The organism is Flavobacterium labens (assembly GCF_048286755.1).
GTDB lineage: Bacteria > Bacteroidota > Bacteroidia > Flavobacteriales > Flavobacteriaceae > Flavobacterium.
Genome location: NZ_JBLVPL010000003.1, coordinates 42,526 through 66,896 on the forward strand (window position 1 = coordinate 42,526; position 24,371 = coordinate 66,896).

Sequence of the window (24,371 nt, forward strand, 5' to 3'; positions counted from 1 at the left end):
AAAAAGTCTCTCGCTAACTTTTGGCTATGCATTAATTTACAAAAATATTCGAAAGTAGATTTTTAATATAGTTTGTATTGGATAAATATAATTAAATAACATGTAAAGTCATCTGGAAAACAATCTTTTAACTTCCGTTTAAAGGTTGTAATTACATAAATTTCGGTACTATTTGAACTCAAATTTGATGCTGAAATTTTCAAATAGTTTAATTTACTATTTAGAAGAAATGAATTAAATTTATTAGCACGAATTACTGCCTTACTTTTCACTAGAAAGCTAGGCGGTTAGCTATTCCATTTCAAATATAAAAACGTGCTGATAATGTATATTAATGAATACTAATTTCTATGTTCAGTTGTTCATAACACGCTATTTTTTAAATCATTGTCGGAATTAATGGTCGTAATATAATTTACAATTTAAAATCAGTTTCACATAAAAATTAGGACCAATACAATTAAAAAAATTAGACTATTTTTCTATTGGTAGATTTTCCAGTTGTCCCCATTCTGTCCATGAGCCATCGTAGACTGATTTAGGATTTTGACCAATCAATTCATATGCAATTAAATCAATACAGGCAGTAACACCGGAACCGCAAGTGAATATTAGAGGTTTGTCGGTAATTTTTAAGATTGTGGCTAATTCTTCTTTTGGTAAAAATTTTCCGTTTTGTAAAAGTTGTGTGTACGGCATATTTATAGAACCCGGAATATGACCGCTTCGTAATCCAGGTCTGGGCTCATCGCCAATTCCTTTGAATCGGTTTTCTGCACGGGCATCAATCAGAATAGCGTCTTTGGTTTGTATATTCTCTAAAATTAGTTCTTTACTTTTTACTAATTCCGGGTTGAATTTGGCTTTGAAATTCCCAACGGTGTAAATTGGATTTTCCGGTATTTCTTCAATAGCATAGCCTTCTTTTATCCATTCTGGCAGTCCGCCATCTAAAACAGCAACATTTTGATGTCCCATTATTTTAAACAACCACCAAGCTCTTGGACTCGAATAAATACCCAAGTTGTCATAAACTACAATTGTACTGTCCTTGTTAATCCCTAGTTTTTTAGCTTCTATTTCGAATTGATTGCTACTTGGGAGCGTGTTAGGTAGAGAAGAATTAGTTGTATCGCTGAAGGTGTGTTTTATATCAAAATATCGAGCGCCTTTAATTTGGATATTTTCTAAGTCCGTTTTTAAATTGGATTGATTCTCTTTTAAACTGGCATCGAGGATTATTAAGCTTGGATCCTTAAGATTTGCTTGAAGCCATGCGACACTTACTATTGGTTCTGTCATTGTTTTAGTGTTTCTTTTCCTTAATAATTCTGCGAACTTCGTTAAGTAATAAAGGGAAAGCAGGTGCTGTCATGTTGTGACCAAATCCGTCTAATTCATATAATTTAGTGTTTTTGTGTCCAGCAATTTTCATCATACGCATCAAATAAGCATTTTCTTCATAACGTCCTAACATTTCTAATTCACGATCTCCTGTTATTAGTAATAAAGGAGGAGCATCTGCACGAACGTGAAAAAGTGGTGCTAACTCATCTATTACGGGCTGTGTTTCTGGGATACCACGTTCTTTTCGAACTAAAAAATGAGTAATCGCCTGTCCGCTAAAAGGAATAAGACCGGCTATTTTATTGGCATCGATTCCTTGAGTGTTCAGCCATTTCTTATCTAGACCTACCATACTTGCCAGGTACCCGCCTGCGGAATGACCGGACACAAAAATCAAAGATTCATCTCCACCAAATGAAGGGATGTTTTTAAAAACCCAAGCTACAGCGGCTGCTGCATCCTCAATATATTTTGGAGAAATGACTTTTGGGCCCAAACGATAATTGACTGAAATAACTGCAATTCCTTGGTTTTTTAGCTCTTCAGGAAGTTCCTTATTTCCGCCAGTTAATCCACCACCATGAAACCAAATCACGGTTGCAAATCCAGAACTATTTTTTGGGTAATATACATCTAATACACACCTTTCTTTTATGTATGAATCGGATTTAATGATGGCTTCTGTGTAGTAGGGAAGATTGGTTTGTATTGCATATTCTAATTTTTGGGCTGAAATATTAGCTCCAAAAAAGAATAACAATACGAAAAGAGAAACGTTTTTCATTTGGTATCATTTATTTTTTAAATGTACAAAAAAAGTCCAAAAATCAATTGACTTTTGGACTTTTTCCTTTTGTAAGTAGGGAACTAAAAATTAAATATCATCAAATTCAATATCAGTGAACGTTGATGTTTGTGGTATAATTTCATCATCTGATTTCTCAGAGGCATATTCTTTTTTGAAATCTTTTTGGTGTCTTTCTGAGATTACTTCTTCGCCTTTGTGGTTCAAAACATAAGAAGTCATTTCGCCAAGAATTTCTGCAAAAGCAGCAAAATCTTCTTTGTATAAATAGATTTTATGTTTTTTAAAATGGAATGATCCATCTTCTTCAGTAAATTTTTTGCTTTCGGTAATGGTAATGTAATAATCATCTGCTTTTGTCGCCCTCACATCAAAGAAATAAGTTCTTCTTCCAGCTCTTAAAACTTTAGAAAATATCTCTTCTTTTTCTAACATGTCATGTTCTCTCATAATCCTTTCTATCAATTTATGGTTGTTAAGTAGTATCCAAAAATCTAAAAAATATATGTATTATCCAACAATTATAGCATTTCTTTTTCTGAAAGTTGTTTCAAATACAAAGCGGCATAATAGCCTTCTTGATTTATCAATTGATTATGAGAACCTTGTTGTATAATTTCACCCTTTTCTATGATGATAATTCTATCCGCATTTTTAGCAGATGACACACGGTGGCTTACAATTATTGTTGTTTTGTCTTTGCAAATTTCATACAAGTTATTTAATATCGTTTCTTCGGTTTCTGTATCTACTGCCGATAAACAATCGTCAAAAAGTAAAATAGGAGGATTCTTAATAATTGCTCTGGCAATAGAGACTCTTTGTTTTTGACCTCCTGAAAGTGTAATTCCTCTTTCGCCAAGAATCGTTTCGTATTGCTTGTTAAAGCCCATGATATTATCATGAACAACGGCACTTTTAGCTGCTGATTCCACTTCTTGTATAGTAGCATTCTCTTTGCCAAACATAATGTTATTCTTGATGCTGTCTGAAAATAGGAACGCATCTTGCGGAACGATACCAATGCTGTTTCGCAAATCAAAAAGATTGACGTTACTTATTTCGCTTCCATCAATGGTTATTTTTCCATCGGTTACATCATACATTCTGGAGATTAAGGATAAAATGGTAGATTTTCCAGATCCTGTTTTCCCTAGAATAGCTAAAGTTTCTCCTTTTTTTACCGTAAAAGAGATGTTTTGTAACGCTTTGATATTAGTGTCTTCGTAAGTATAGCTTACATTTTCGAAAGAAATTGAACCTTCAATCACTGATTTGTTCAGATTTTTGTTTTTTATCTCCGGTTCAATTTTAAGGAATTCATTTAACCTTTTTTGAGACGCTTCTGCTTCCTGAACCATAGACGAAACCCAACCTAAAGAGGCTACCGGCCAAGTCAGCATATTCACATACAAAATAAATTCAGCAATTGTTCCAATACTCTTTATAGAGCCGTTGATGTACATTAAACCACCAAAATAAATTACGACTAAGTTACTAATTCCTATCAGCGCTAACATCAAAGGTCCAAATAGCGATTGCACTTTGGCCAAATTCAAGCTTTTGCTTTTACTTTCATTGGCTAAATCAACCATGTTATTTTGGTGTTGGTTTTCCAATGAATAGGCTTTTATCACACGGATTCCTGAAAATATTTCTTGCGAAAAACTGGAAACTTTAGATAGATATTGTTGGAAAATAGTACTTCTTACATTGATTTCGGAACTCAGCTTAAAAATGGCGTACGATAAAATTGGTAAAGGAAGTAATGTGTATAAAGTCAATATTGGCGATACATTATACATATAGACAATTACTATAGCAAAACGAATAACGGTATTTATGGTATACATCACCGCTGGTCCCACATACATTCTTACTTTTGAAACGTCCTCACTGATTCGGTTCATTAAATCTCCAGTACGATTTTGCTTGTAGAAGTTTTGCGAAAGATTCTCATATTGACGGAATACTTCGTTTTTTAAATCAAATTCTATGTGACGCGACATCACAATTAAGGTTTGTCTCATCAAGAAAGTAAGAAACCCGGCAATAATTGTAGTGGCAATAATCAATAAGATATTCGAAATTAATTCTTCGTGAATAACTGATTTGGCTACTGTTTTATCTTTGGCGAAAGCCTCAATGACCTTGAATGATTTGCTAATCAACTTAGGAGTGAAAAGCATGAATATTTGTGCAATGATGGTAAAAATAATTCCTAGTAAGAAACTGTATTTGTATTTGACGAAATATTTATTTAAATAACGTAATTCTTTCATTTTTTATGATATTCTATGTTGAAATGATTTTATTTTTTAAAATAATTTTACTTTTTAATAATTTTAGTGATAAGTTATTTATCGAATTAAATTATTGATTTGATAATTTTTAAACAAAAAATTAATACATATTTGTTTTTTGTTTAAATTTGGATTGTCTTTTTGACGAATTCGTAATTTATCACTATAAAAACTTACACTATGAATGCAGCTTTCACAACTGGAAAGGAACTTCAAAAAATGGATCCCGTTTTTGGTCAATTATCATTTGATGATCACGAACAAATTGTATTTTGCAACGACAAAGATACAGGTTTAAAAGCAATTATTGGTATTCATAATTCGGTTATGGGCCCTGCTTTGGGTGGTACCCGAATGTTTAATTATGCAAACGAATGGGAAGCATTAAACGATGTATTGCGCCTTTCTCGCGGTATGACTTATAAAGCTGCTATCACAGGATTGAATATTGGAGGAGGAAAAGCAGTTATTATTGGAGATGCTAAAACGCAAAAAACTCCTGAGTTGATGCGTAAGTTTGGTGAATTTGTACATTCTTTAAGCGGAAGATACATAACTGCTGAAGATGTAGGAATGGAAACCGCAGATATGGATATCGTTAGAGATGTAACACCTTACGTTACCGGAATTTCTGAATCAAGAGGAGGTTCTGGAAATCCATCACCTGTTACGGCTTACGGAGTGTATTTAGGAATGAAAGCGGCTGCAAAACAACAATTTGGTTCTGATGTTTTAAGTGGTAAGAAAGTATTGGTTCAAGGAATTGGTCACGTAGGTGAAACTTTAGTTGATTATTTGACAAAAGAAGGAGCAATAGTAACAATTTCGGATATCAATGATGATAGATTGTATGAAGTGGGAGCGAAGTACCATGCAGAAATTTTCAGAGGAGAAGATTTATACAGTGCAGATGTTGATATTTATGCGCCTTGCGCCATGGGAGCAACGTTAAATGACAATACAGTTTATAAAATTAAAGCAAAAGTAATTGCTGGTGCTGCTAATAATCAATTAGCTGATGAGAATGTTCACGGTGCAATTCTGCAGGAAAGAGGCATTCTTTATGCTCCGGATTTCTTGATTAATGCAGGTGGAATCATCAATGTATATGCTGAATTAGCGCATTATGACAAAGCGGAAATCATGCGTAAAACAGAAAATATTTATAACACAACATTAGAGATATTTGATTTTGCTATTGCGAACAAGATGACAACGCATCATGCTGCATTGACTATTGCTCAAAATCGCATCAATCAAAGAAAAATAGAAAACAGTAAAAAGTAAAAAAAAAGTGCTCAGTTATCAGTATTCAGTGAACAAATAATAGCCGTTCACTGAATGCTGCTGATTGAAAACTTTAAAATAAGCGATTATATATTTTATTTTAAAAAATGAAATACTTATTTTTGCAGACTAATTAATAAAAGTTCTTACAAGGTGGTAAATAGAAGACACATTCGCGTTAAAGTTATGCAGTCCATTTATGCAATGCATCAAAGCGGTTCAGATAGTTTGGAAAAAGAAGAAAAATTCCTTTTTTACAGTATCGATAATATTCAAGATTTATACCTTATAATGCTTTCTTCCTTGATTGAAATTTGTAAAACAGAGACTGTCTTTTTGCATAAATCAAGTTTGAAACATCTTGCAACTCCTGAGGAACGTAAACCCAACGAAAAGTTCATCAAAAACAAAATTTTTCAAATTCTTACCGAAAACAATTCATTAAGCATTGCGCTGGAAAACCGTAAAATCAATAATTGGTCTTTAAACGACGATTATATTTTATTGCTTCTTAATGATGTAAAAGCAAGTAAATTGTATGCGGATTACATGAGTAATTCAGTAAATACATTTGAAGAAGACAGGCAATTTATCGTTGATTTGTTCATGGATGTAATTGTTCCAAATGAAAAATTATATGAATATTTAGAGGATGATAAGTTAACTTGGGTTGACGATATTCCATTAGTGAATACGCATATTATCAAGCAATTGAAAGCGATTAAATCTGGAGAAGATGATAATTTCAGAGTTCCAAAATTGTATAAAGACAATGAAGACAAGGATTTTGTTAAAGATTTGTTTAGAAAGACAGTTTTAAACGAAACGGAATTAGCCAAAGAATACCTTGATAAAACACCAAACTGGGATACTGAGAGAATTGCCGAAATTGATACGATTATCCTGAAAATGGCAATCTGTGAATTTTTGAAATTCCCATCCATTCCTGTAAAAGTAACTCTTAACGAGTATTTAGAAGTTGCCAAAGAATATTCTACGCCAAAAAGTAGTATTTTTATCAACGGAATTTTAGACAATTTAGTAAAAGAACTGGAAGCCAGTAAAAGAATTATCAAAGCTGGTCGTGGTTTAATGTAATTAATCAATAAAAAAAGAATTTAAATTATGGAACAATTAACTCAATTTGCACCGTTTTTATTAATGTTTGTGGTAATCTATTTCTTCATGATCAGACCACAACAAAAAAGAGCGAAAAATGAAAAAGAATTTGAAAGCAGCTTGAAAGTAGGTGATAAAATCATCACAAAAAGTGGTCTTCACGGAAAAGTTTCTGAGTTAGCTGATACAACTGTAGTTGTTGAAACGATGTCAGGAAAATTGAAAATGGAGCGTTCAGCTATTTCTATGGAAATGAGTGCAGTATTGAACAAAAAATAATTCTCATTTTAATGAATTAAAAAAGTCCCAACCGATTATTCGGATTGGGACTTTTTTTGATAAAAAATAACAGTCTTATTTTTTATTCTTTTTATTCTTCTTTGCTTTTTTTGATTTTGCTTTAGCTTTTTTAGCTTTTATCTTTGATTTGACTTTTGCTTTTTTAGCTTTATCCTTTTTGGCTTTTTTAGCCTTTTTAGCTTTTGCTTTCGCTTTTTGCTTTGCTTTCTCTTTTGCGTCGGCTTTTTTAGCCTTTTTCTTGTCTTTATCTTTCATCTTTACTTTCTTTTTAATCTCGTTTTTACTTTTTTTCTGATTTGAAACATCACTATTATCACTATCCTCTAGACTAATAGTCGAAATCTCTATGATTTCCGTTATTTCTTCTTCAATGACAGGAGCTATAATTTCAACGGGTTCCGCTACAGGTTTAATAACTTTTGTCCTAGGAGCTCTAATAGGCTTATCAATTTCAGGTTTTGCTGGAGATACGGGATCTGTCTCCGCTTCTTTCTTTGGTATCATAATTTATAGTATTAGTTTTTATGCAATTAAACAAATAGTTGTTCTTGTGTTACTAAATTGTTATGTGGTTGTAAGTAAATATAGTGATTTAATAGACTGGTCAATGTTAAGTTTTTCAGAATGATTTTTATAATTCATTCTAATTTGTAACAAATAATGCACAAACAAGTATTTTCTTTTTTATAGGAAAGAGATTGTTTGAATGATTATGGGAGAACAGTGAGATATTCTAATATGATTTTGAACAAAAAAAGTCCCAACTCTGAGCTTCAGAATTGGGACTTAATTTTATCGGTACTTATCATTTAAACCAATGCTTTCTTTTATCATCGGTTTGATTTTTTCAATCCGGGAAAGTTTGGTTTCTTCCCGTTTAGCAGTTTCAATATACTCTAAGAATTCATATTGTTTGTAAGGAGAGAATTTTAGAAAAGCTTCTGCTAAATTGGCATCTGTATCTAATTCTTTTTGAAAAAGTTCAGAAACGATAGGTTCTTTTTTCTGTGGCTTACTATTCTTTCCTTGTTTCTCATTGGCAATCGCTTCATTAATATACTCTAAAACTGCAGCTTCATTGACTTCTTCTTTCGATGAAAAACGCCATTGTCGCAATGATTTGGTAACGCCTTCCTGTGCATTGACTAACGCCTTTTTTTTATCTTGCAATAAAACTCCGTTGAAAAACCAAATGGCAAAGTAATTTTTGAATCCTCCAATTCCGAGTACGTTTTTACCATTCAAGACATAAACAATAACGCCCCATTTGGTTGTTTCCACGAGTTCTGTTTTGCCAATAATTGATTTTAGAAGTTCTAATTCTTCTGGCCAACTGTTGTTTTTCTCCCAGAATGAGTTGTTTTTGAGGATTCCAATAGATTATTTTTTAGATGAATCTTCTGTAGCTGTTAATTCCGCTATTTTGACAATTACTTCAACTGCTTTTTGCATGCTTTCTACAGGCACATATTCATATTTCCCATGAAAATTGTGTCCACCAGCAAAAATATTTGGGCAAGGCAATCCTTTATAGGATAATTGAGAACCGTCAGTTCCACCACGAATAGGTTTTATAAGCGGTTTAATTCCTATTTCTTTCATCGCTTTTTCAGCAATATCTACAATATGTTTCACAGGCAGAACCTTTTCTTTCATATTGTAATATTGATCTTTAATCTCCGTGATAACAATATCTTCACCAAATTGTTTAGCAAACTTCTTATTGATTTTTCGAGCAATTTTCTCGATTAGTTCTTTGCGCTTTTCAAACTTTTTCTTGTTGTGATCGCGAATGATTAATTCTAAAACGGTTTCTTCAATACTTCCATTCAGATGATGTACGTGAAAGAAACCTTCATATCCTTTAGTTTCCTCAGGAGTTTCTCCAGCGGGTAACTCATTAATAAAATCATTAGCAATCAACATAGAATTGATCATTTTTCCTTTGGCATAACCAGGATGCACGCTTTTACCTTTGAAAGTGATTTTGGCGCCAGCCGCATTAAAATTTTCATATTCTAATTCGCCTATTTGACTACCATCCATTGTATATGCCCAGTCAGCTCCAAATTTCTCTACATCAAAATGGTGCGCACCACGACCAATTTCTTCGTCTGGTGTAAAACCGATTCTGATTTTTCCGTGTTTGATTTCAGGATTGTTGATAAGGAATTCCATTGCAGTCACAATCTCAGTGATTCCGGCTTTGTCATCGGCACCTAGCAGTGTTGTTCCGTCAGTAGTAATCAAAGTTTGTCCTTTGTAAAGCAATAAATCTTTGAAATAACTTGGAGAAAGAATAATATTTTTATCTGCATTTAATACAATGTCTTTACCATCATAGTTCGATACAATTTGAGGTTTTACATTGGCTCCGGTAAAATCAGGGGAAGTATCAAAGTGAGAAATAAATCCAATCACAGGGACTTCATGAGTTACATTACTTGGCAGAGTTGCCATGATGTATGCTTTCTCATCAATTGTCACGTCTTGCAATCCAATTGCTTTAAGTTCTTCAACCAATTTATTGGCTAAATCCCATTGTTTTGCTGTACTTGGTGTACTTTCTGATTTGTGGTCAGATTCAGTATCAATAGTTACGTAACTGATGAAACGGTCAATTATATGTTGCATTTTAATTTGTTTTAATGCAAATATAAACATTTTTTCAGGAGCATTTTGAAGTTAAGCAGCAACAAAATCTTGCAAATTAAAAATAATAATTGCATTGTTTGAACCTCAATAAACAATACTTTTTTTGGGTGAAATAAATCTTTTTATATAAAAAAACCACCCGAAGGTGGTTCAAATTAATCTCTCATTTTATGAAGTTTTTCTTCTGCTTTATCTAGATCTCCTTCAAGCTTATTTATTTTTATTTGTCGCTTACTGATTTTGATATTTTCTTTTTCAATTTCAGTAGAAGTAAGCTTTCCTTTTGATTTTTTCTGTTCAAATTTTTCTTTGAGTTTGATTAAATTTCTCTCCTCATCTGAGATTTTTGTTTTAATCTTACTAATTGATTTTTCACTCGAAAGAATTTTGTCTTGTCGTTTGTCAAAAGCTTTTTGTTTTTTTTCAAAAGCTTTTTGCTCTTTTTCTATTTTATTAGCTTCTCTTAGTGCTTTTTTTTCTGATTTTATTTTGTCCTTAAGAACTTTAGCTTCTTTTTTTAATGCCTCTTTTTCTTCATTAGTCGCTAATTTTGCTGCTACTACTGGAGCAACTTTTATGGTGTCTTTAATTGTTGTAACCGTAGTTATGGTAGTTTTTGTGGCTAATTTTATCGTGTCAGTTTTTGTGTCTTGCGCAAAGAAAAGTTGAAAACTAGAAAGCAATACTACAGTGAAAAGTAATTTTATATTCATGATTATGTGTTTTAAGTTGATAAAAATGTATGTTTAAAAGTGATTTGTTTTATTACAAGATAAGAAAAATCATATCTTATTTGGTGTTAAGGAATTTAAAACTGCGACTTTTGATTTTAAATAATTGATAACTAGTAAATTGTGTTTTGTTGTTCAGAAGGTTTTGTGCTTTATTTAACTACTGTTTATTTCTGTTATTTCTTCTTTGGCTACAGCCAAATCAAATGTGATGTATAATTTTTTTTCGAAATATTTAATTATCGATTAGATAGTTCTATTTTTGTACCAACAACACTACAACCATGTATAAAGTATTCATTCGTCCATTTCTATTTTTGTTTGATCCGGAAAAAGTTCATTATTTTACTTTTTCATTAATTCGATTTTTGTCCAAAATTCCAGGTTTTACTGCCCTTTTTAGATTGCTTTACGAAGTAAAAGATACACGATTAGAGACTGAGGTTTTTGGTTTAAAATTTAGAAATCCTGTTGGACTTGCTGCCGGGTTTGATAAGGACGCTAAGTTGTATAAAGAATTGTCTAATTTTGGTTTTGGTTTTATCGAAATAGGAACACTCACACCAAAAGGACAAGAAGGAAATCCTAAAAAACGATTGTTTCGTCTAAAAGAAGACAGCGCAATTATTAATAGGATGGGTTTCAACAACGGCGGAGTTCAAGAAGCGGTAGAACGTTTGAAACAAAATAAAGACGTTCTAATAGGTGGAAACATTGGTAAAAATAAGTTGACACCAAACGAAGAAGCGACTTCAGATTATGAAATTTGTTTTGATGCTTTGTATGATTATGTTGATTATTTTGTGGTGAATGTAAGTTCTCCAAACACGCCAAATCTTCGAGCGTTACAAGACAAAGAGCCGTTGACACAATTGTTACAAACATTACAAAATAAGAATTTGGCAAGGCCAAAGCAAAAACCAATTCTCCTGAAAATTGCTCCTGATTTGACTGATGAGCAGTTGCTTGATATTATTGATATTATCAAGGAAACTAAAATTGCGGGAGTTATTGCAACTAATACCACGATTTCTCGTGAAGGATTACAATCTGATAATAAAACAGAAATAGGTGGATTATCTGGAAAACCATTGACAAAACGTTCTACTGAAGTCATCCGATTTTTATCTGAAAAAAGTAATAAAGCCTTTCCGATTATTGGAGTAGGAGGAATCCATTCTGCGGACGATGCGCTAGAAAAATTAGACGCAGGAGCAAGTTTAATTCAGTTGTACACCGGTTTTATCTATGAAGGTCCGGCTTTGGTGAAAGCCATAAACAAAAAGATTTTAGAAAGATTGTAATATCTTATTTTTGAAGGTACTTTTCAAGAGTTAATAATGTCTCCTTTGATTAAACTTATGATAATTCAATTATAATTTAAAAATCAAGTTCAATTCTAAAAGGTTAATATCAAATTATTACCAAATTACGTAATATTTTAATTTATTACCAAAGTAGGTAATAATATCAATTTTAGAAAATTTAAAAATCATAATTTAAAATTCTTAATTGTTTTTCTATCTTTGGCTTTCTATGGAGCCAATAAAAATTATAGAATGTCCACGTGATGCCATGCAAGGCATAAAGCCATTTATTCCTACGGCAAGAAAAGTGACTTATATTCAGTCTTTATTGCGTGTGGGTTTTGATACTATAGATTTTGGAAGCTTTGTTTCGCCAAAAGCGATTCCGCAAATGCATGATACCGCTGAGGTTCTGGCACAACTTGATTTATCTCAAACCAAAAGCAAATTGTTGGCAATTATTGCTAATACACAAGGAGCAACTCTAGCTTCAAATCATTCTGAAATACAGTATTTAGGATTTCCATTTTCGATTTCTGAGAATTTCCAAATGAGGAATACCCATAAGACGATTTCCGAATCGTTAATTACCTTACAAGAAATTCTTGAAATTGCCGATAGTACAAATAAGGAAGTTGTAGCCTATCTTTCGATGGGATTTGGTAATCCTTACGGTGATCCTTGGAGTGTAGAAATTGTAGGCGAATGGACTGAAAAATTAGCATTGATGGGAGTCAAAATACTTTCACTTTCGGATACAGTAGGAAGTTCAACACCAGATGTGATTTCGTATTTATTTTCGAATTTAATTCCAAAATATCCTAAAATAGAATTTGGCGCGCATCTTCATACAACACCTGATAAATGGTTTGAGAAAATTGATGCGGCTTATAAAGCGGGTTGTCGTCGATTTGATGGAGCTATTCAAGGTTTTGGAGGATGTCCAATGGCAACAGATGATTTAACAGGCAATATGCCTACAGAGAAACTATTATCTTATTTTACAGCTCAAAAAGAAAAAACAGATATGAGCCCTATTAGCTTCGAAAGTGCTTACAATGAGGCCTCTAAATTGTTTGGTGAATTTCATTAAAATTAAAAAATGATACTTGTAGTTGAACTCTATATCTTGAAATAATAAGTTTATGATTGATGCGTTAGTTATACAGTTCCCCAATTTACTTTTAATAGACTAATTATGATGAAACTACGGACCATCCATAGAATCTTAAGTGTACTAATTCTGATCTTATTTTCGTCTTCATGCGCAAGTGATTTAGATTATAATCAAGTAAATGATATAAAATTAGAACCAGTAATTATATCAAATTTAGCTTATTTTAATATTCAGGCCAATCAATTTGTAACTGGAGGAGTAGAACAAAACGTAATTTTTGATGCGCCAACTGTTGATGTTTTTAGTGAAAAATTTTTCACGGAAAAATTAAATAGGGTTGATCTTTTTTTTGAAATTAACAATACTATTAATAGAAGCTACAGAATGGATCTAGTATTTCTGGATAGAAATAATCAGCCAGTTCATTCCTCAAATTTTAGCGTACCAGCTTACTCCGGAACAGAGAATATAGTTACTAAAACCGAAATGTTTCAAAATGCTACACTGGATTTATTAAAAAGAACAACTAAAATTACATTTACGATTACCATGTTTACTGGACCGCCATTAAGCGAAAGTAGCGTGGGGAATTTAAAATTACGTTCAGGAGTAACCGCTTATTTTATAGTAGAATGAGAAAAATATTTTTGATTTTTGTTCTATTTCTAACAATAGGTTCCTTTTCACAAAACAAACAAATTCTCTATAATTTTACTTCAGTGCCTCAGTCCTTGTTGACAAATCCGGGTTCTGATGTGAAGTACAATTGGTATTTTGGGATTCCTTTATTGTCTGGTATTTCTGCAAATGTTGGTTCGAGTGGATTTTCGGCATATGATTTATTCGCGGATAACGGAGTCGATTTTAATGTAAAATTGCGAAATGTAGTATTCTCCACAACACGAAAAGATAGAATGGCCCTAAACGAACAAATAGAATTATTTAATGGCGGTTTTAAAATAGCGGGAGAGCAAGGTGATTCCTATATTTCTTTTGGTATGTACCAGGAATTTGATTTTATGAGCTATGTTCCTAAAGATATTGCAATTTTGGCTTTAGACGGGAATAGAGATTATTTGGGGAAAGTATTTAATTTAGGGGATTTGAATATAAAAGCTGAAATGCTCTCAGTTTTTCATCTGGGATTTCATAAAAAGGTAAATGAAAAATTAATTCTAGGAGCGCGAGGAAAGATTTATTCCAGTATTTATAATGTCAGTTCCACTAATAATTCAGGATATATTTACACCATTCCTTCTACACAAGGGGTTTATGAACAAATGATTTATTCGGATTTGCAATTCAATACATCAGGGATTGCTAAATATGATGACGAAGATTATGATCCAAATGTGGTAAAAGATATTGCTAAAAGAGCTCTTCTAGGAGGTAATTTAGGTTTGGGATTTGATGCCGGTTTGACTTATTATCCAAAGAAAAATATTCAATTAACAGCAAGTGTTATTGATTTTGGTTTTATAAAACATACTAAAGAAGTAGAAAGTTTGACTTTTAAAGGTAGTTATAAATACGAAGGAGTTATTCCCAAATTCAGTTCTGGAAATTCAGCAGAAAATGGATATCAAGAATTTAAGGATGCTGTTCCTTTGGATACCTTGTATGCCGATTACACTACTTGGCGACCTACAAAATTGAACTCTTCCATTCAATTTTCATTCGAAGAAGAAGTTTCCGAAGATTGTAATTGTCTTAATTATGATCCTGAAACTATTTATAAAAGTGCTGTGGGGGCTCAATTATTTGTAATGTCTACCCCAAGAACGCCTTTAGTTGCTTTTACGACCTATTACAGAAGAAAAATTTTCAATTCGTTGCAAATGAAAGCGACTTATACCATAGATTCCTATTCCTATAAAAATATAGGATTGGGATTGTCCAGTATGTTTGGACCGGTTAATTTCTATGTTCTTGCCGATAATCTTCTGGAATATAAGGATGTCACTAAAGCCAATAGCATGTCTTTTCAGCTAGGGCTTAATGTTGTTTTTAAAAACAGTAAAAAATAAATACTATTCTAAAATTGGACTTTTCTTCGTTTAAATCCTTTGTAAATTTCTATCCAAAGTACCGAGACAAATCCCACTAAAATACTCAGACAAATTTGAAATCCAGTAACTCTTTCGAACTCGAAAAAATGAGCAAATAAAGGAACAAACAACAATAAAATAGTGATGAGAATGGTTGCGCCTATAATCATTGGAACTAAATTATTTTTGTAGCGTAAAGTAGTAAATATAGAATAGTAAAAAGAACGGTTGGTGAGTGTCAAGAAAATATTGGAAGCAATCAAAGTGAGGAATACAACAGTTCTTGTCACACTTTCGGAGCAATTTTCAGTCACACAATATTGGTAGACAAATAAAAGTCCCAAAGTAATAGCAAGTCCTTGAATAATACTTATCGTTATTTCTTTGAGTTTAAAAAAAGTCGTGGTAAATGGTCTTGGTTCTAGGAGCATCAAATTGCGTTCCATGGGTTCGTTTTCATAAATTATAGAACACGTAGGTCCCATAATTATCTCCAGAAAAATGACATGAACCGGAGAGAAAATATTTGGATAAATCCATCCTAAAGCCAAAGGAATAAACACAATCATGATAATTGGAATGTGAATGGAAATGATATATTGAATCGCTTTTTTTAGATTGTTATATATTTTACGGCCCATCGCAATGGCATCAATCATTTTTGAAAAATCATCCTCAATAAGGATAAGATTAGCGGCTTGTTTGGCAATTTCGGTTCCCTTTTTACCCATAGCAATTCCTATGTGCGCTGACTTTAAGGCTGGTCCGTCATTTACGCCATCGCCTGTCATAGCTACAATTTGATTATTATCTTTTAGTGCTTTTATAATTTTGAGTTTTGCCTCGGGAAACATTCTTGTAAAAATGGAGGTTTTCATTACTTTTTCTCTTAGTGTAGCATCGTCCATTGCCATTAATTCATCTCCGTTGAGTGTTTTTTCTACGTTTCGAAAACCAATTTGTTTAGCGATTGTGGCTGTTGTCGCTGCATTGTCACCAGTAACTATTTTTATTTGAATGCCTGCTTTGTAAAATGTTTCAAAAACTGCTTTTATATTTGCTTTTGGAGGATCATAAAAAGCGACCAGTCCTTTAAAATCAAAAGCAAATTCTTGTTGCGTTTTAGGGTAATCAGTTCCTGAAAATTGAGCAACGCCAACACCCAGAACACGAAATCCTTCCTTAGCCATAGTAGTCATTGCTGTAAGGATTTGTTGAGTTTCTTTTTCGGATAGATTAGAACAGGCAATTAATGCTTCTGGAGCGCCCTTGGTAGCAATAATTCTCGTTCCATTTTGGTTTTCAAAAACATGGGTCATCATGGGCGGTTTTCCGTACAATGGATATTCATGTATTAACTTGAAATTGGGGCGTTCATCTGGAATATCTAATTTTGAATAGGCCTCATGTAAGGCAATTTCCATTGCGTCAAAAGGAATTGGTTCGCTAGCCCACATGGAAAGTGTTACTACTTCCAGTTCATCATTATTTAGGTGTTTCTTTGGATTAGATATTTCATTTGATGAAAAAGTGTACCATTGCGCCAGACTCATTTTGTTTTCGGTGATAGTTCCCGTTTTATCAGTGCAAATTACGGTGGCACTACCCAGAGTTTCTACTGTTTTCGTTTGTTTGACAATTATTCCCATATTCATTAAGCGCCAAGCACCAAGGGCCATAAAAGTGGTAAAAGCCACTGGAATTTCCTCAGGAATGATACTCATTGCCAAGGTCAATGCTTTTAGTAAGCTGTCAAGAACGTCTTTAGAATTATAGTAATTAATAATCCAAACCACACCAAAAATTGCCAGTCCTACAAAAGACATCTTTTTTACAAAGTTTCCAATTTGTATTTGCAAAGGCGTTTTTTCTTCGATAATTGTTTCTAAACTTTTTCCTATTTTGCCTAATTGAGTTTGGTTGCCAATAGCGGTAACTTCACAAATAGCTAAACCGCTGGTGACAATTGTTCCAAGATATACTTGATTGTTTTCGGACGTTTCATTTTTTAAGACTGCCAGTGACTCACCAGTAAGAACAGATTCATTTATGGAAAAATCATTAGATTTAATGATAGTGGCATCAGCTGGTATAAAGGTTCCTTCTTCCGTTTGGATAAAATCACCCAAGACAATTTCCTCGCTTGGGATTTCTATAATTTCGCTATTGCGAATGACTTTACTTTTGGGTTGTGATAGTTTTTTTAAAGCTTCGATTGCGTTTCGGCTTTTTGATTCCTGATAAAGTGATATAGTAGAAACTAATATAATAGCGACCGCCATAAAAATTCCGTTACCAAAATCGCCAGTAATAAAATAAATACTGGTAGCCGTCAAAAGCAACAAAAACATAGGTTCTTTAACCATTTCGATTAGAGAAGTAAAGAAATTATTGTTGTCCTGATGTACTATGGAATTTACTCCATTTTTTGTTCTTGATTGCAAGACTTCATCATTTGAAAGCCCTTTTATTTGTTGTTGTGGTTCTGTCATATCAAAAAATAAATGAATCAAATTTTATAGATTATAAAAACGGAAGAAGTTGGATTAGAGAAAACTCTATAATGCAATTTAATCATTTATTATAAAATTTACTCGTTTTTTTGCATAAGATTGTCTATATTTGCACGCAATTAAACTCCAACTACAATTGCAATGATCGCACACAACTCTAAGATTATCGGTGAAGGATTAACTTACGATGATGTTCTATTAGTTCCTAACTACTCAAATGTGCTTCCTCGCGAAGTGAGTATTCAATCAAAATTTTCAAGAAATATAACGCTTAACGTTCCAATTGTATCTGCAGCTATGGATACTGTTACCGAAAGTGCAATGGCAATTGCTATGGCGCAAGAAGGTGGAATTGGTGTTTTGCATAAAAATATGACTATCGAGCAACAAGCTGCGAAAGTTAGAAAAGTAAAACGTGCGGAGTCAGGAATGATTATCGATCCAGTTACTTTGCCTTTGACTTCTACTGTTGCAGATGCTAAAAGTGCAATGAAAGAATTTGGTATTGGAGGTATTCCAATTGTAGACGAAAACCAAATATTAAAAGGAATCGTTACCAATAGAGATTTGCGTTTCGAAAAAAATAGTTCAAGACCTATTGTTGAGATAATGACCAGTGAAAATTTAGTAACTGTTGCTGAAGGTACTTCTCTGGAACAAGCAGAAGTAGTTTTGCAAGGTCATAAAATTGAAAAATTACCGGTTGTAAATGCAGCTTATAAATTAGTGGGTCTAATTACATTTAGAGACATTACTAAATTGACTCAAAAACCAAATGCAAACAAAGACAAATACGGACGTTTACGTGTTGCTGCTGCATTAGGTGTTACTGCAGATGCTGTTGAAAGAGCTACTGCTTTAGTTAATGCCGGAGTAGACGCAGTTATAATTGATACCGCTCACGGACATACTAAAGGAGTAGTAGATGTACTAAAATTAGTCAAAGCTAAATTCCCGGACTTAGATGTTATTGTTGGTAATATTGCCACCGCTGAAGCAGCTAAATATCTTGTTGAAAATGGTGCTGATGGGGTAAAAGTAGGAATAGGACCAGGTTCTATTTGTACAACTCGTATTGTTGCCGGTGTTGGTTTCCCTCAGTTTTCCGCTGTTCTTGAAGTGGCTGCCGCTATCAAAGGAACTGGAGTTCCAGTAATTGCAGATGGTGGAATTCGTTACACAGGAGATATTCCTAAAGCGATTGCTGCAGGTGCGGATTGTGTAATGTTAGGTTCATTATTAGCCGGTACTATGGAATCTCCTGGTGAAACTATTATTTTCGAAGGAAGAAAATTCAAGTCTTACCGAGGAATGGGATCTGTTGAAGCGATGCAAGAAGGTTCAAAAGATCGTTATTTCCAAGATGTGGAAGATGACGTGAAAAAACTAGTTCCGGAAGGAATTGTAGGTCGTGTTCCTTACAAAGGAGAATTGAACGAAAGTATGCAACAATTCATTGGTGGTCTTCGTGCAGGAATGGGGTATTGTGGTTCAAAAGATATTCCAACATTACAGGAAACAGGGCGTTTTGTTCGTATTACTGCTAGCGGAATCAACGAAAGTCATCCACATAATGTGACCATAACAAAAGAAGCTCCAAATTATTCAAGATAATTTTATAGTTTTAATATCATAAAAAAAAAGCATAATTAATTCCGTTTTAGGGTTTTAATTATGCTTTTTTTATTGCTATAAATTTTAGTCTTGCAATTCTGATGAGTCAGACAAGTCAGCCAGATTATTTTTTAAGTGCTGACTGTCCCAACTGTGATTGGTAGCAGCAACTTGGGAATATATATCACTCTTTAATAATTGTTCCTGTAATTCAATTTCCTCCTTTATGGTAATCAAATAGGCCATTTTATCATGGCGTTTTTCGGCTAATTTACGTGTGGTAATTTCATCATATTTTATAAATTGTTGACCTTGTCTGGTAGCTGTATATTTCCGAAGTCCTAATTCTACCAATGCATCAACACCCATATTGACTGCGCTATATAAAGTTTCCCTGTAAATATGTTGCACTTTATGATCGATTAATTCGTAGGCATCATTTCGATTTCGGGCACGAGTTAAGATTTTTAAATTTGGGAAATGTTTCTTTAAGGTTTCAATTACTTGAAGATTTACAGTAGGATTATCGATGGCAGCAATGAAAACTTTTGCATTTTCACAACCGGCAGCTTTCAATAGCTCCAATCGGGTTGCATCTCCATAATAGACTTTAAAGCCCATTTTCCGTAATAAATCGATACGATCTGAATCATAATCTAGAATGGTTGATTTAATTTGGTTCGCTCTCAATAATCGCCCCACTGTACTTCCAAAATGTCCAAAACCAGCTATAATAACGGGATTGTCTTCGTCAATATAATCATTATCTTTTTTTACTTCTTTTTCCTGAGTTCGGGTGTTTGGATAAATTATTCGCTCATTTATTAGCAACAGGAAAGGAGTTGCAACCATACTCATGGCTATGACTGCCATAATTTGATTGGCTAAAACATTAGGTACAATATTCAATTGCATGCAAAAACTCATGATTACAAAACCAAATTCTCCCGCTTGACTTAAGCCAAAAGCAAACAGTAGATTTTGATCCAATTTTTTTTTATAAAATCGACTAGTCATAAACAATACCACAAACTTCACTAATGTTAGAATCGCCCCAAAAGCAAAAATAAATAATGGATTATCAATAATTAATTGAAAGTTTATTGAGGCTCCAACACCCAAAAAGAATAAGCCTAAAAGCAATCCCTTAAATGGTGCAATATCGCCTTCTAATTCATGCCGGAATTCGGAGTTGGCTAATACGACACCAGCCATAAAAGCACCAAGCGCAGGACTTAATCCAATTAATTGCATCATGTATGAAACACCAACGACAAGTAATAAGGCTGAAGCAGTGAATAATTCTTGTAACCGGGTTTTTGCGATTATATGCAATAAAGGAACAAACAAAAAGCGGCCTGCAAAATAGATTGTTGATATAATCCCGATTACGATTACCGTTTGTAACCAGCTCGCATAGCCTGTAATTAATGACTGTGGCGCATCATTTGTTGCCTCAAGATTTACTGTTGACAAAAGAGGTAAAAAAGCTAAAATTGGTATTACAGCAATATCTTGAAAAAGTAAAACTGCAAATGAAGAACTTCCCACGGAAGTATTTGACAATCCTTTTTCTTTTAAGGTTTGCAATACAATAGCTGTGGAAGATAAAGCTAGTGCCAGCGAAATCGCTAATGTAGTTTCCCATTTCCAGTCCATAAAAAAAAGACATCCGAGAAATAGTAGTATTGTGGTTCCAATTAATTGCATGGAACCCATTCCAAGAATGAATTTCCGCATTTTCCAAAACTTACTCGGTTCTAATTCAAGACCAATTAAAAAAAGCATCATTACCACACCAAATTCGGCAAAATGCATTATATCCTGACCTTCCTGACCTATAAAACCAAGAACAAAAGGACCAATGATTATTCCGGCTAATAAATAGCCTAAAATAGAACTCAAGCCTAATTTTTTAGCAATTGGCACACAAATTACGGCAGCTGTTAAATAAATGATTGCCTGAAGTAAAAAATTAGTATCCATGTTATGTCAGTATTGTTGCAAACCATTCATTCAAATAATGGTGTTGCAAAATTTCATCCGAATCGATATCATGATTCTCTAAATAATCTAGAAAATAGCCATAAATCAAACCATTTTTTTCATAATCTTCATTGGTCATATTATGTGTTCCATGTACTACAAAAGGAGGTAAGTAAATCATATTACACACTTTTGCAGTTTGATTAAACGGTTCCAATAATTCAAGAATACTATAGCGATCACTACCCGTTTCACAATAATTTTCCTTGTCTCCACCAGTTGTAATTACCTGAAAAATAATTTTATCCTGTAATGCTTTACCCTTTTTTCCATAAGCCCAGTTATGTTCCAGTACCATATCAATCCATTGCTTCATCAATGGCGGGCAACTATACCAGTACATAGGATGGTGCCAAATGATAATATCATGCTTACTTAATAAATCTTGTTCGTATTTTACATCAATATCAAAATCTGGATATTGCTCATATAAATCATGAAAAGTAATGTTTTCTGAATCGGGAATATTCTGCACCAAAGCTTTATTCGCATGAGATTTCTCGAATAGCGGATGTGAAAACAAGATTAAGATTTTATTTTTTGGCATAAATTTATTTTAACTATTAAAAAGGATTATTGTGTTGATTTACACTATTTTTATGAAAATAAAACCGCTCTAAGGTATAAAATATTGCTTAATCTTAATGATTTAGGATCGTTCAAATAGTATTTTTTTATAATAAACAGAAAATCCCGTCTAAACAAAATCTAAAGTTTCGTTCAGACGGGATTTATTTCGGATATTTATTTTAAATTAAATTAATTCTACCAAAATGGAATTGTAATAAATAAATCTCATTATTTAATTTTTGGAAAGATTAGCTAGTAATTTTTTGCTACCCACAATCCAAAGAATATCATTTTTTTTTAAAATCAATTTTGACTCTGGGTTGAGAATTCTTTTTCCTCCTCTTTCTAAACCAACAATCAAACCACTTGTTTTTTCACGTAATTCAGAATCACGTATGCTTTTTCCAATAAATGCTTCGTTGATTAGCTCTAACTGCTGTAAGACAATATCAGATTCAGTTGCCAATGGTGAGACATCAATCTCATGTTGGTCCAAATATTTTTTAAATGCTGCTACTTGAGTATCAGTACCAATGACACAAATTTCATCGCCTGGAAAAAGTCTTTCGTTTCTGCTGGGAATATTAATGGTGATTTCACCACGCTTAACAAAAGCTATATTAATTCCTAATTGCTCTCGAATACTTAATTCTTCGAGTGTTTTTCCGGCAATATTTGAGGTTGGAGCGATTTCAAAAGTAGTCATGTGGCCATCCCAGGGTGTTAAATCACTACGACTTCTTACCGCTTTTTTAAGTTCTCGGGCATTTAAATTTTTCAAAAAATGGTCTTCAATTTTGTGATATTGCGCATTTAATTTTTTTGGAAAAACAAAATACACGACAACGGCAACAATCAGCATTATAAAAGCGATTACGGGTGAGAAAAAGATATTTAATAAAAATCCAATGTAAAAGAGAGTCAATACCATTCGCAACAAAATCATCATCAGTATTGGTCCGCGATATTTGCGTTCTTCTCTTAAAATTGCCACTTGTTTAACTGCGACGCGACGCAAGGACAGTGCCCATAAAAAAGGCGATAGTATCACTAATGTAATTAATGCGGCGAATATATTTCCAAATTGTGATCCTTCAACTAAAGGTAAAATGAATTTCGATGAAAGTAAAATAATGGCCACTATAATTACGGAATGGATGATTACTTGCGTCAGAAATGCACGCACAACTATTTGCCAGTTGCTTACTAATTTTATCGATTGTGCATTGGCACTGTATCGTTCAATTTTTTTAATCCATTTTCGAGGCAGTTTTTTTTCCAGATATTCTGAAAAAGGAGTGGCAAATTTCACCATAAATGGAGTCGTAAAAGTGGTCACTGCTGACACTGCCACTACAATTGGATAGAGAAAATCACTGGTTACATTCAATGTCATTCCTAGTGTTGCAATAATAAAGGAGAATTCCCCAATTTGCGACAAACTCATTCCGGTTTGCACCGATTGTTTCAGTGGTTGCCCGGAAAGTAACGCACCAATTGTTGAGCTTATTGATTGTCCTAAAATCACGACTAAGGTTAAAATAGCAACCGGCAAGGCATATTCATATAAAGTTCCGGGGTTAATTAACATACCAACAGAAACAAAGAAAACCGCCCCAAAAAGGTCTTTAACAGGTTTTACCAAATGCTCGATGTGTTCCGCTTGAGTAGTTTCGGCAATGATGGAACCCATTATAAAAGCGCCTAATGCAGGAGAAAAACCAACATTGGCTGCCAAAATAACCATCATTAAACACAAAGCAAGTGATATAATTAACAGCATTTCGTCCGTCAATATATTTTTGGCTTTTTTAAGTAAAGTCGGGATAAAAAAGATACCTCCAACAAACCATATGGTCAAGAAAAAGATTAGTTTAAAAACGGATAATAACAATTCGCTTCCTGAAAACTGTTGACTTACTGCAATTGTAGAAAGCAATACCATCATTAAAATGGCAACTATGTCTTGAACGATAAGCGATCCGATAACTATTCCCGCGAATTTTTGGGTTTTTACGCCGAGTTCGTCAAATGTTTTTAGGATAATGGTAGTAGATGAAATCGAGAGTATAACTCCTAAAAAAATACTGTCCATCTGTTTCCAACCAATCCATTGGCCGGCTAAATACCCTATGGCAACCATTGAAATAATTTGTGTTACTGCAGTAATAGATGCAGTTCCACCCACTTTCATCAGTTTCTTAAAACTGAATTCCAGCCCTAAGCTAAATAATAAAAAGATTACCCCAATCTCTGCCCAAACTTCTACACTTTTAATATCTTTTACCGAAGGGAAAAAATCAAAATGATTTCCTGCCAAAAATCCGGCAATTAAATACCCCAGAACGAGAGGCTGTTTGATTTTTTTAAATAACAAAACGGCCACAGCGGCGGTCATTAGGATTAACCCTAAATCACTAATTAAAGGTTGTAAATGGTGTGAGGCGTTTGCTACTGTTTCTGCGGTATTCATAGGCGTTTACTTATTTTTTTAAGGTATTTGTGTATTGTTGTAAGATATAAAAAAACTTTACTTTTGAAAGTATAATTAGCGCTAATAACAGTTTTTTATGATTTTTTTAGCAACAAAAATCCCGTTGAAAAGAATT

General features: G+C 33.3%; 20 protein-coding genes. 8 read left to right on the forward strand and 12 right to left on the reverse strand.

Features of this window, described 5'->3' with window-relative positions; genetic code table 11:
- Window positions 1–474 precede the first annotated feature (474 nt).
- From ACNQF8_RS09115 to ACNQF8_RS09130, 4 genes are all read right to left on the reverse strand, one after another.
- Complete coding sequence (locus tag ACNQF8_RS09115) at window positions 475–1,302, reverse strand: sulfurtransferase (RefSeq protein ID WP_417953373.1); 828 nt, start codon at window positions 1,300–1,302, stop codon at window positions 475–477.
- A gap of 4 nt (window positions 1,303–1,306) precedes the next feature.
- Window positions 1,307–2,131 carry an alpha/beta hydrolase gene (locus ACNQF8_RS09120; RefSeq protein WP_417952354.1) on the reverse strand — a complete coding sequence of 275 codons (825 nt, stop codon included), beginning with the start codon at window positions 2,129–2,131 and terminating at the stop codon, window positions 1,307–1,309.
- A 90-nt stretch (window positions 2,132–2,221) separates the two neighbouring features.
- The gene (locus ACNQF8_RS09125; protein WP_099715976.1) at window positions 2,222–2,602 is read right to left on the reverse strand and encodes a PUR family DNA/RNA-binding protein; all 381 of its coding nucleotides are present in this window, start codon (window positions 2,600–2,602) and stop codon (window positions 2,222–2,224) included.
- Window positions 2,603–2,673: 71 nt separating this feature from the next.
- Window positions 2,674–4,434, reverse strand: a complete 1,761-nt coding sequence (locus ACNQF8_RS09130; RefSeq protein ID WP_417952353.1) for an ABC transporter ATP-binding protein — start codon at window positions 4,432–4,434, stop codon at window positions 2,674–2,676.
- A gap of 201 nt (window positions 4,435–4,635) precedes the next feature.
- Here ACNQF8_RS09130 and ACNQF8_RS09135 point away from each other — a divergent pair, with 201 nt between their 5' ends.
- The 3 genes from ACNQF8_RS09135 to yajC all read left to right on the forward strand — a co-directional run bounded on the left by ACNQF8_RS09135 (window position 4,636) and on the right by yajC (window position 7,140).
- Window positions 4,636–5,742 (forward strand): Glu/Leu/Phe/Val family dehydrogenase, encoded by a 1,107-nt coding sequence (locus tag ACNQF8_RS09135; protein ID WP_417952352.1) that lies wholly within the window; start codon window positions 4,636–4,638, stop codon window positions 5,740–5,742.
- A gap of 186 nt (window positions 5,743–5,928) precedes the next feature.
- A complete protein-coding gene (nusB, locus tag ACNQF8_RS09140; RefSeq protein WP_417952351.1) occupies window positions 5,929–6,840 on the forward strand; it encodes a transcription antitermination factor NusB in 912 nt (303 codons plus the stop codon).
- Window positions 6,841–6,867: 27 nt separating this feature from the next.
- On the forward strand, window positions 6,868–7,140 hold the full coding sequence (gene yajC, locus ACNQF8_RS09145) for a preprotein translocase subunit YajC (RefSeq protein ID WP_099715973.1): 273 nt from the start codon (window positions 6,868–6,870) through the stop codon (window positions 7,138–7,140).
- 75 nt (window positions 7,141–7,215) lie between these two features.
- Here yajC and ACNQF8_RS09150 read toward each other — a convergent pair whose 3' ends face one another.
- The 4 genes from ACNQF8_RS09150 to ACNQF8_RS09165 all read right to left on the reverse strand — a co-directional run bounded on the left by ACNQF8_RS09150 (window position 7,216) and on the right by ACNQF8_RS09165 (window position 10,529).
- Window positions 7,216–7,665, reverse strand: coding sequence for a hypothetical protein (locus ACNQF8_RS09150; protein ID WP_315210160.1), 450 nt, complete (start codon window positions 7,663–7,665; stop codon window positions 7,216–7,218).
- 288 nt (window positions 7,666–7,953) lie between these two features.
- Window positions 7,954–8,538, reverse strand: a complete 585-nt coding sequence (locus tag ACNQF8_RS09155; protein WP_417983505.1) for a YdeI/OmpD-associated family protein — start codon at window positions 8,536–8,538, stop codon at window positions 7,954–7,956.
- A gap of 3 nt (window positions 8,539–8,541) precedes the next feature.
- Window positions 8,542–9,795, reverse strand: coding sequence for a peptidase T (gene pepT / locus ACNQF8_RS09160; protein ID WP_417952349.1), 1,254 nt, complete (start codon window positions 9,793–9,795; stop codon window positions 8,542–8,544).
- Between the two features lie 176 nt (window positions 9,796–9,971).
- On the reverse strand, window positions 9,972–10,529 hold the full coding sequence (locus tag ACNQF8_RS09165) for a hypothetical protein (RefSeq protein WP_417952348.1): 558 nt from the start codon (window positions 10,527–10,529) through the stop codon (window positions 9,972–9,974).
- Window positions 10,530–10,831: 302 nt separating this feature from the next.
- Between ACNQF8_RS09165 and ACNQF8_RS09170 the strand changes: the two genes are divergently transcribed.
- The 4 genes from ACNQF8_RS09170 (at window position 10,832) to ACNQF8_RS09185 (ending at window position 14,998) form a co-directional block, all read left to right on the forward strand.
- Window positions 10,832–11,851, forward strand: a complete 1,020-nt coding sequence (locus ACNQF8_RS09170; protein ID WP_417953372.1) for a quinone-dependent dihydroorotate dehydrogenase — start codon at window positions 10,832–10,834, stop codon at window positions 11,849–11,851.
- 232 nt (window positions 11,852–12,083) lie between these two features.
- On the forward strand, window positions 12,084–12,947 hold the full coding sequence (locus ACNQF8_RS09175) for a hydroxymethylglutaryl-CoA lyase (protein WP_417952346.1): 864 nt from the start codon (window positions 12,084–12,086) through the stop codon (window positions 12,945–12,947).
- A 105-nt stretch (window positions 12,948–13,052) separates the two neighbouring features.
- A complete protein-coding gene (locus tag ACNQF8_RS09180; protein ID WP_417952345.1) occupies window positions 13,053–13,607 on the forward strand; it encodes a hypothetical protein in 555 nt (184 codons plus the stop codon).
- Window positions 13,604–14,998 (forward strand): DUF5723 family protein, encoded by a 1,395-nt coding sequence (locus ACNQF8_RS09185; protein WP_417953371.1) that lies wholly within the window; start codon window positions 13,604–13,606, stop codon window positions 14,996–14,998. The genes ACNQF8_RS09180 and ACNQF8_RS09185 overlap by 4 nt, the downstream gene beginning before the upstream one ends.
- Window positions 14,999–15,006: 8 nt before the next feature.
- On the opposite strand, the gene ACNQF8_RS09190 is transcribed toward ACNQF8_RS09185, so the two are convergent.
- Window positions 15,007–17,511, reverse strand: coding sequence for a cation-translocating P-type ATPase (locus ACNQF8_RS09190; protein WP_417953370.1), 2,505 nt, complete (start codon window positions 17,509–17,511; stop codon window positions 15,007–15,009).
- A gap of 162 nt (window positions 17,512–17,673) precedes the next feature.
- Between ACNQF8_RS09190 and guaB the strand changes: the two genes are divergently transcribed.
- Window positions 17,674–19,146, forward strand: a complete 1,473-nt coding sequence (gene guaB / locus ACNQF8_RS09195) for an IMP dehydrogenase (RefSeq protein WP_315210183.1) — start codon at window positions 17,674–17,676, stop codon at window positions 19,144–19,146.
- An 84-nt stretch (window positions 19,147–19,230) separates the two neighbouring features.
- Here guaB and ACNQF8_RS09200 read toward each other — a convergent pair whose 3' ends face one another.
- The 3 genes from ACNQF8_RS09200 to ACNQF8_RS09210 all read right to left on the reverse strand — a co-directional run bounded on the left by ACNQF8_RS09200 (window position 19,231) and on the right by ACNQF8_RS09210 (window position 24,235).
- The gene (locus ACNQF8_RS09200) at window positions 19,231–21,132 is read right to left on the reverse strand and encodes a monovalent cation:proton antiporter-2 (CPA2) family protein (protein ID WP_417953369.1); all 1,902 of its coding nucleotides are present in this window, start codon (window positions 21,130–21,132) and stop codon (window positions 19,231–19,233) included.
- Between the two features lies 1 nt (window position 21,133).
- Window positions 21,134–21,739 (reverse strand): NAD(P)H-dependent oxidoreductase, encoded by a 606-nt coding sequence (locus ACNQF8_RS09205; RefSeq protein WP_417953368.1) that lies wholly within the window; start codon window positions 21,737–21,739, stop codon window positions 21,134–21,136.
- Between the two features lie 255 nt (window positions 21,740–21,994).
- Window positions 21,995–24,235, reverse strand: coding sequence for a cation:proton antiporter domain-containing protein (locus ACNQF8_RS09210; protein WP_417953367.1), 2,241 nt, complete (start codon window positions 24,233–24,235; stop codon window positions 21,995–21,997).
- Window positions 24,236–24,371 lie beyond the last annotated feature (136 nt).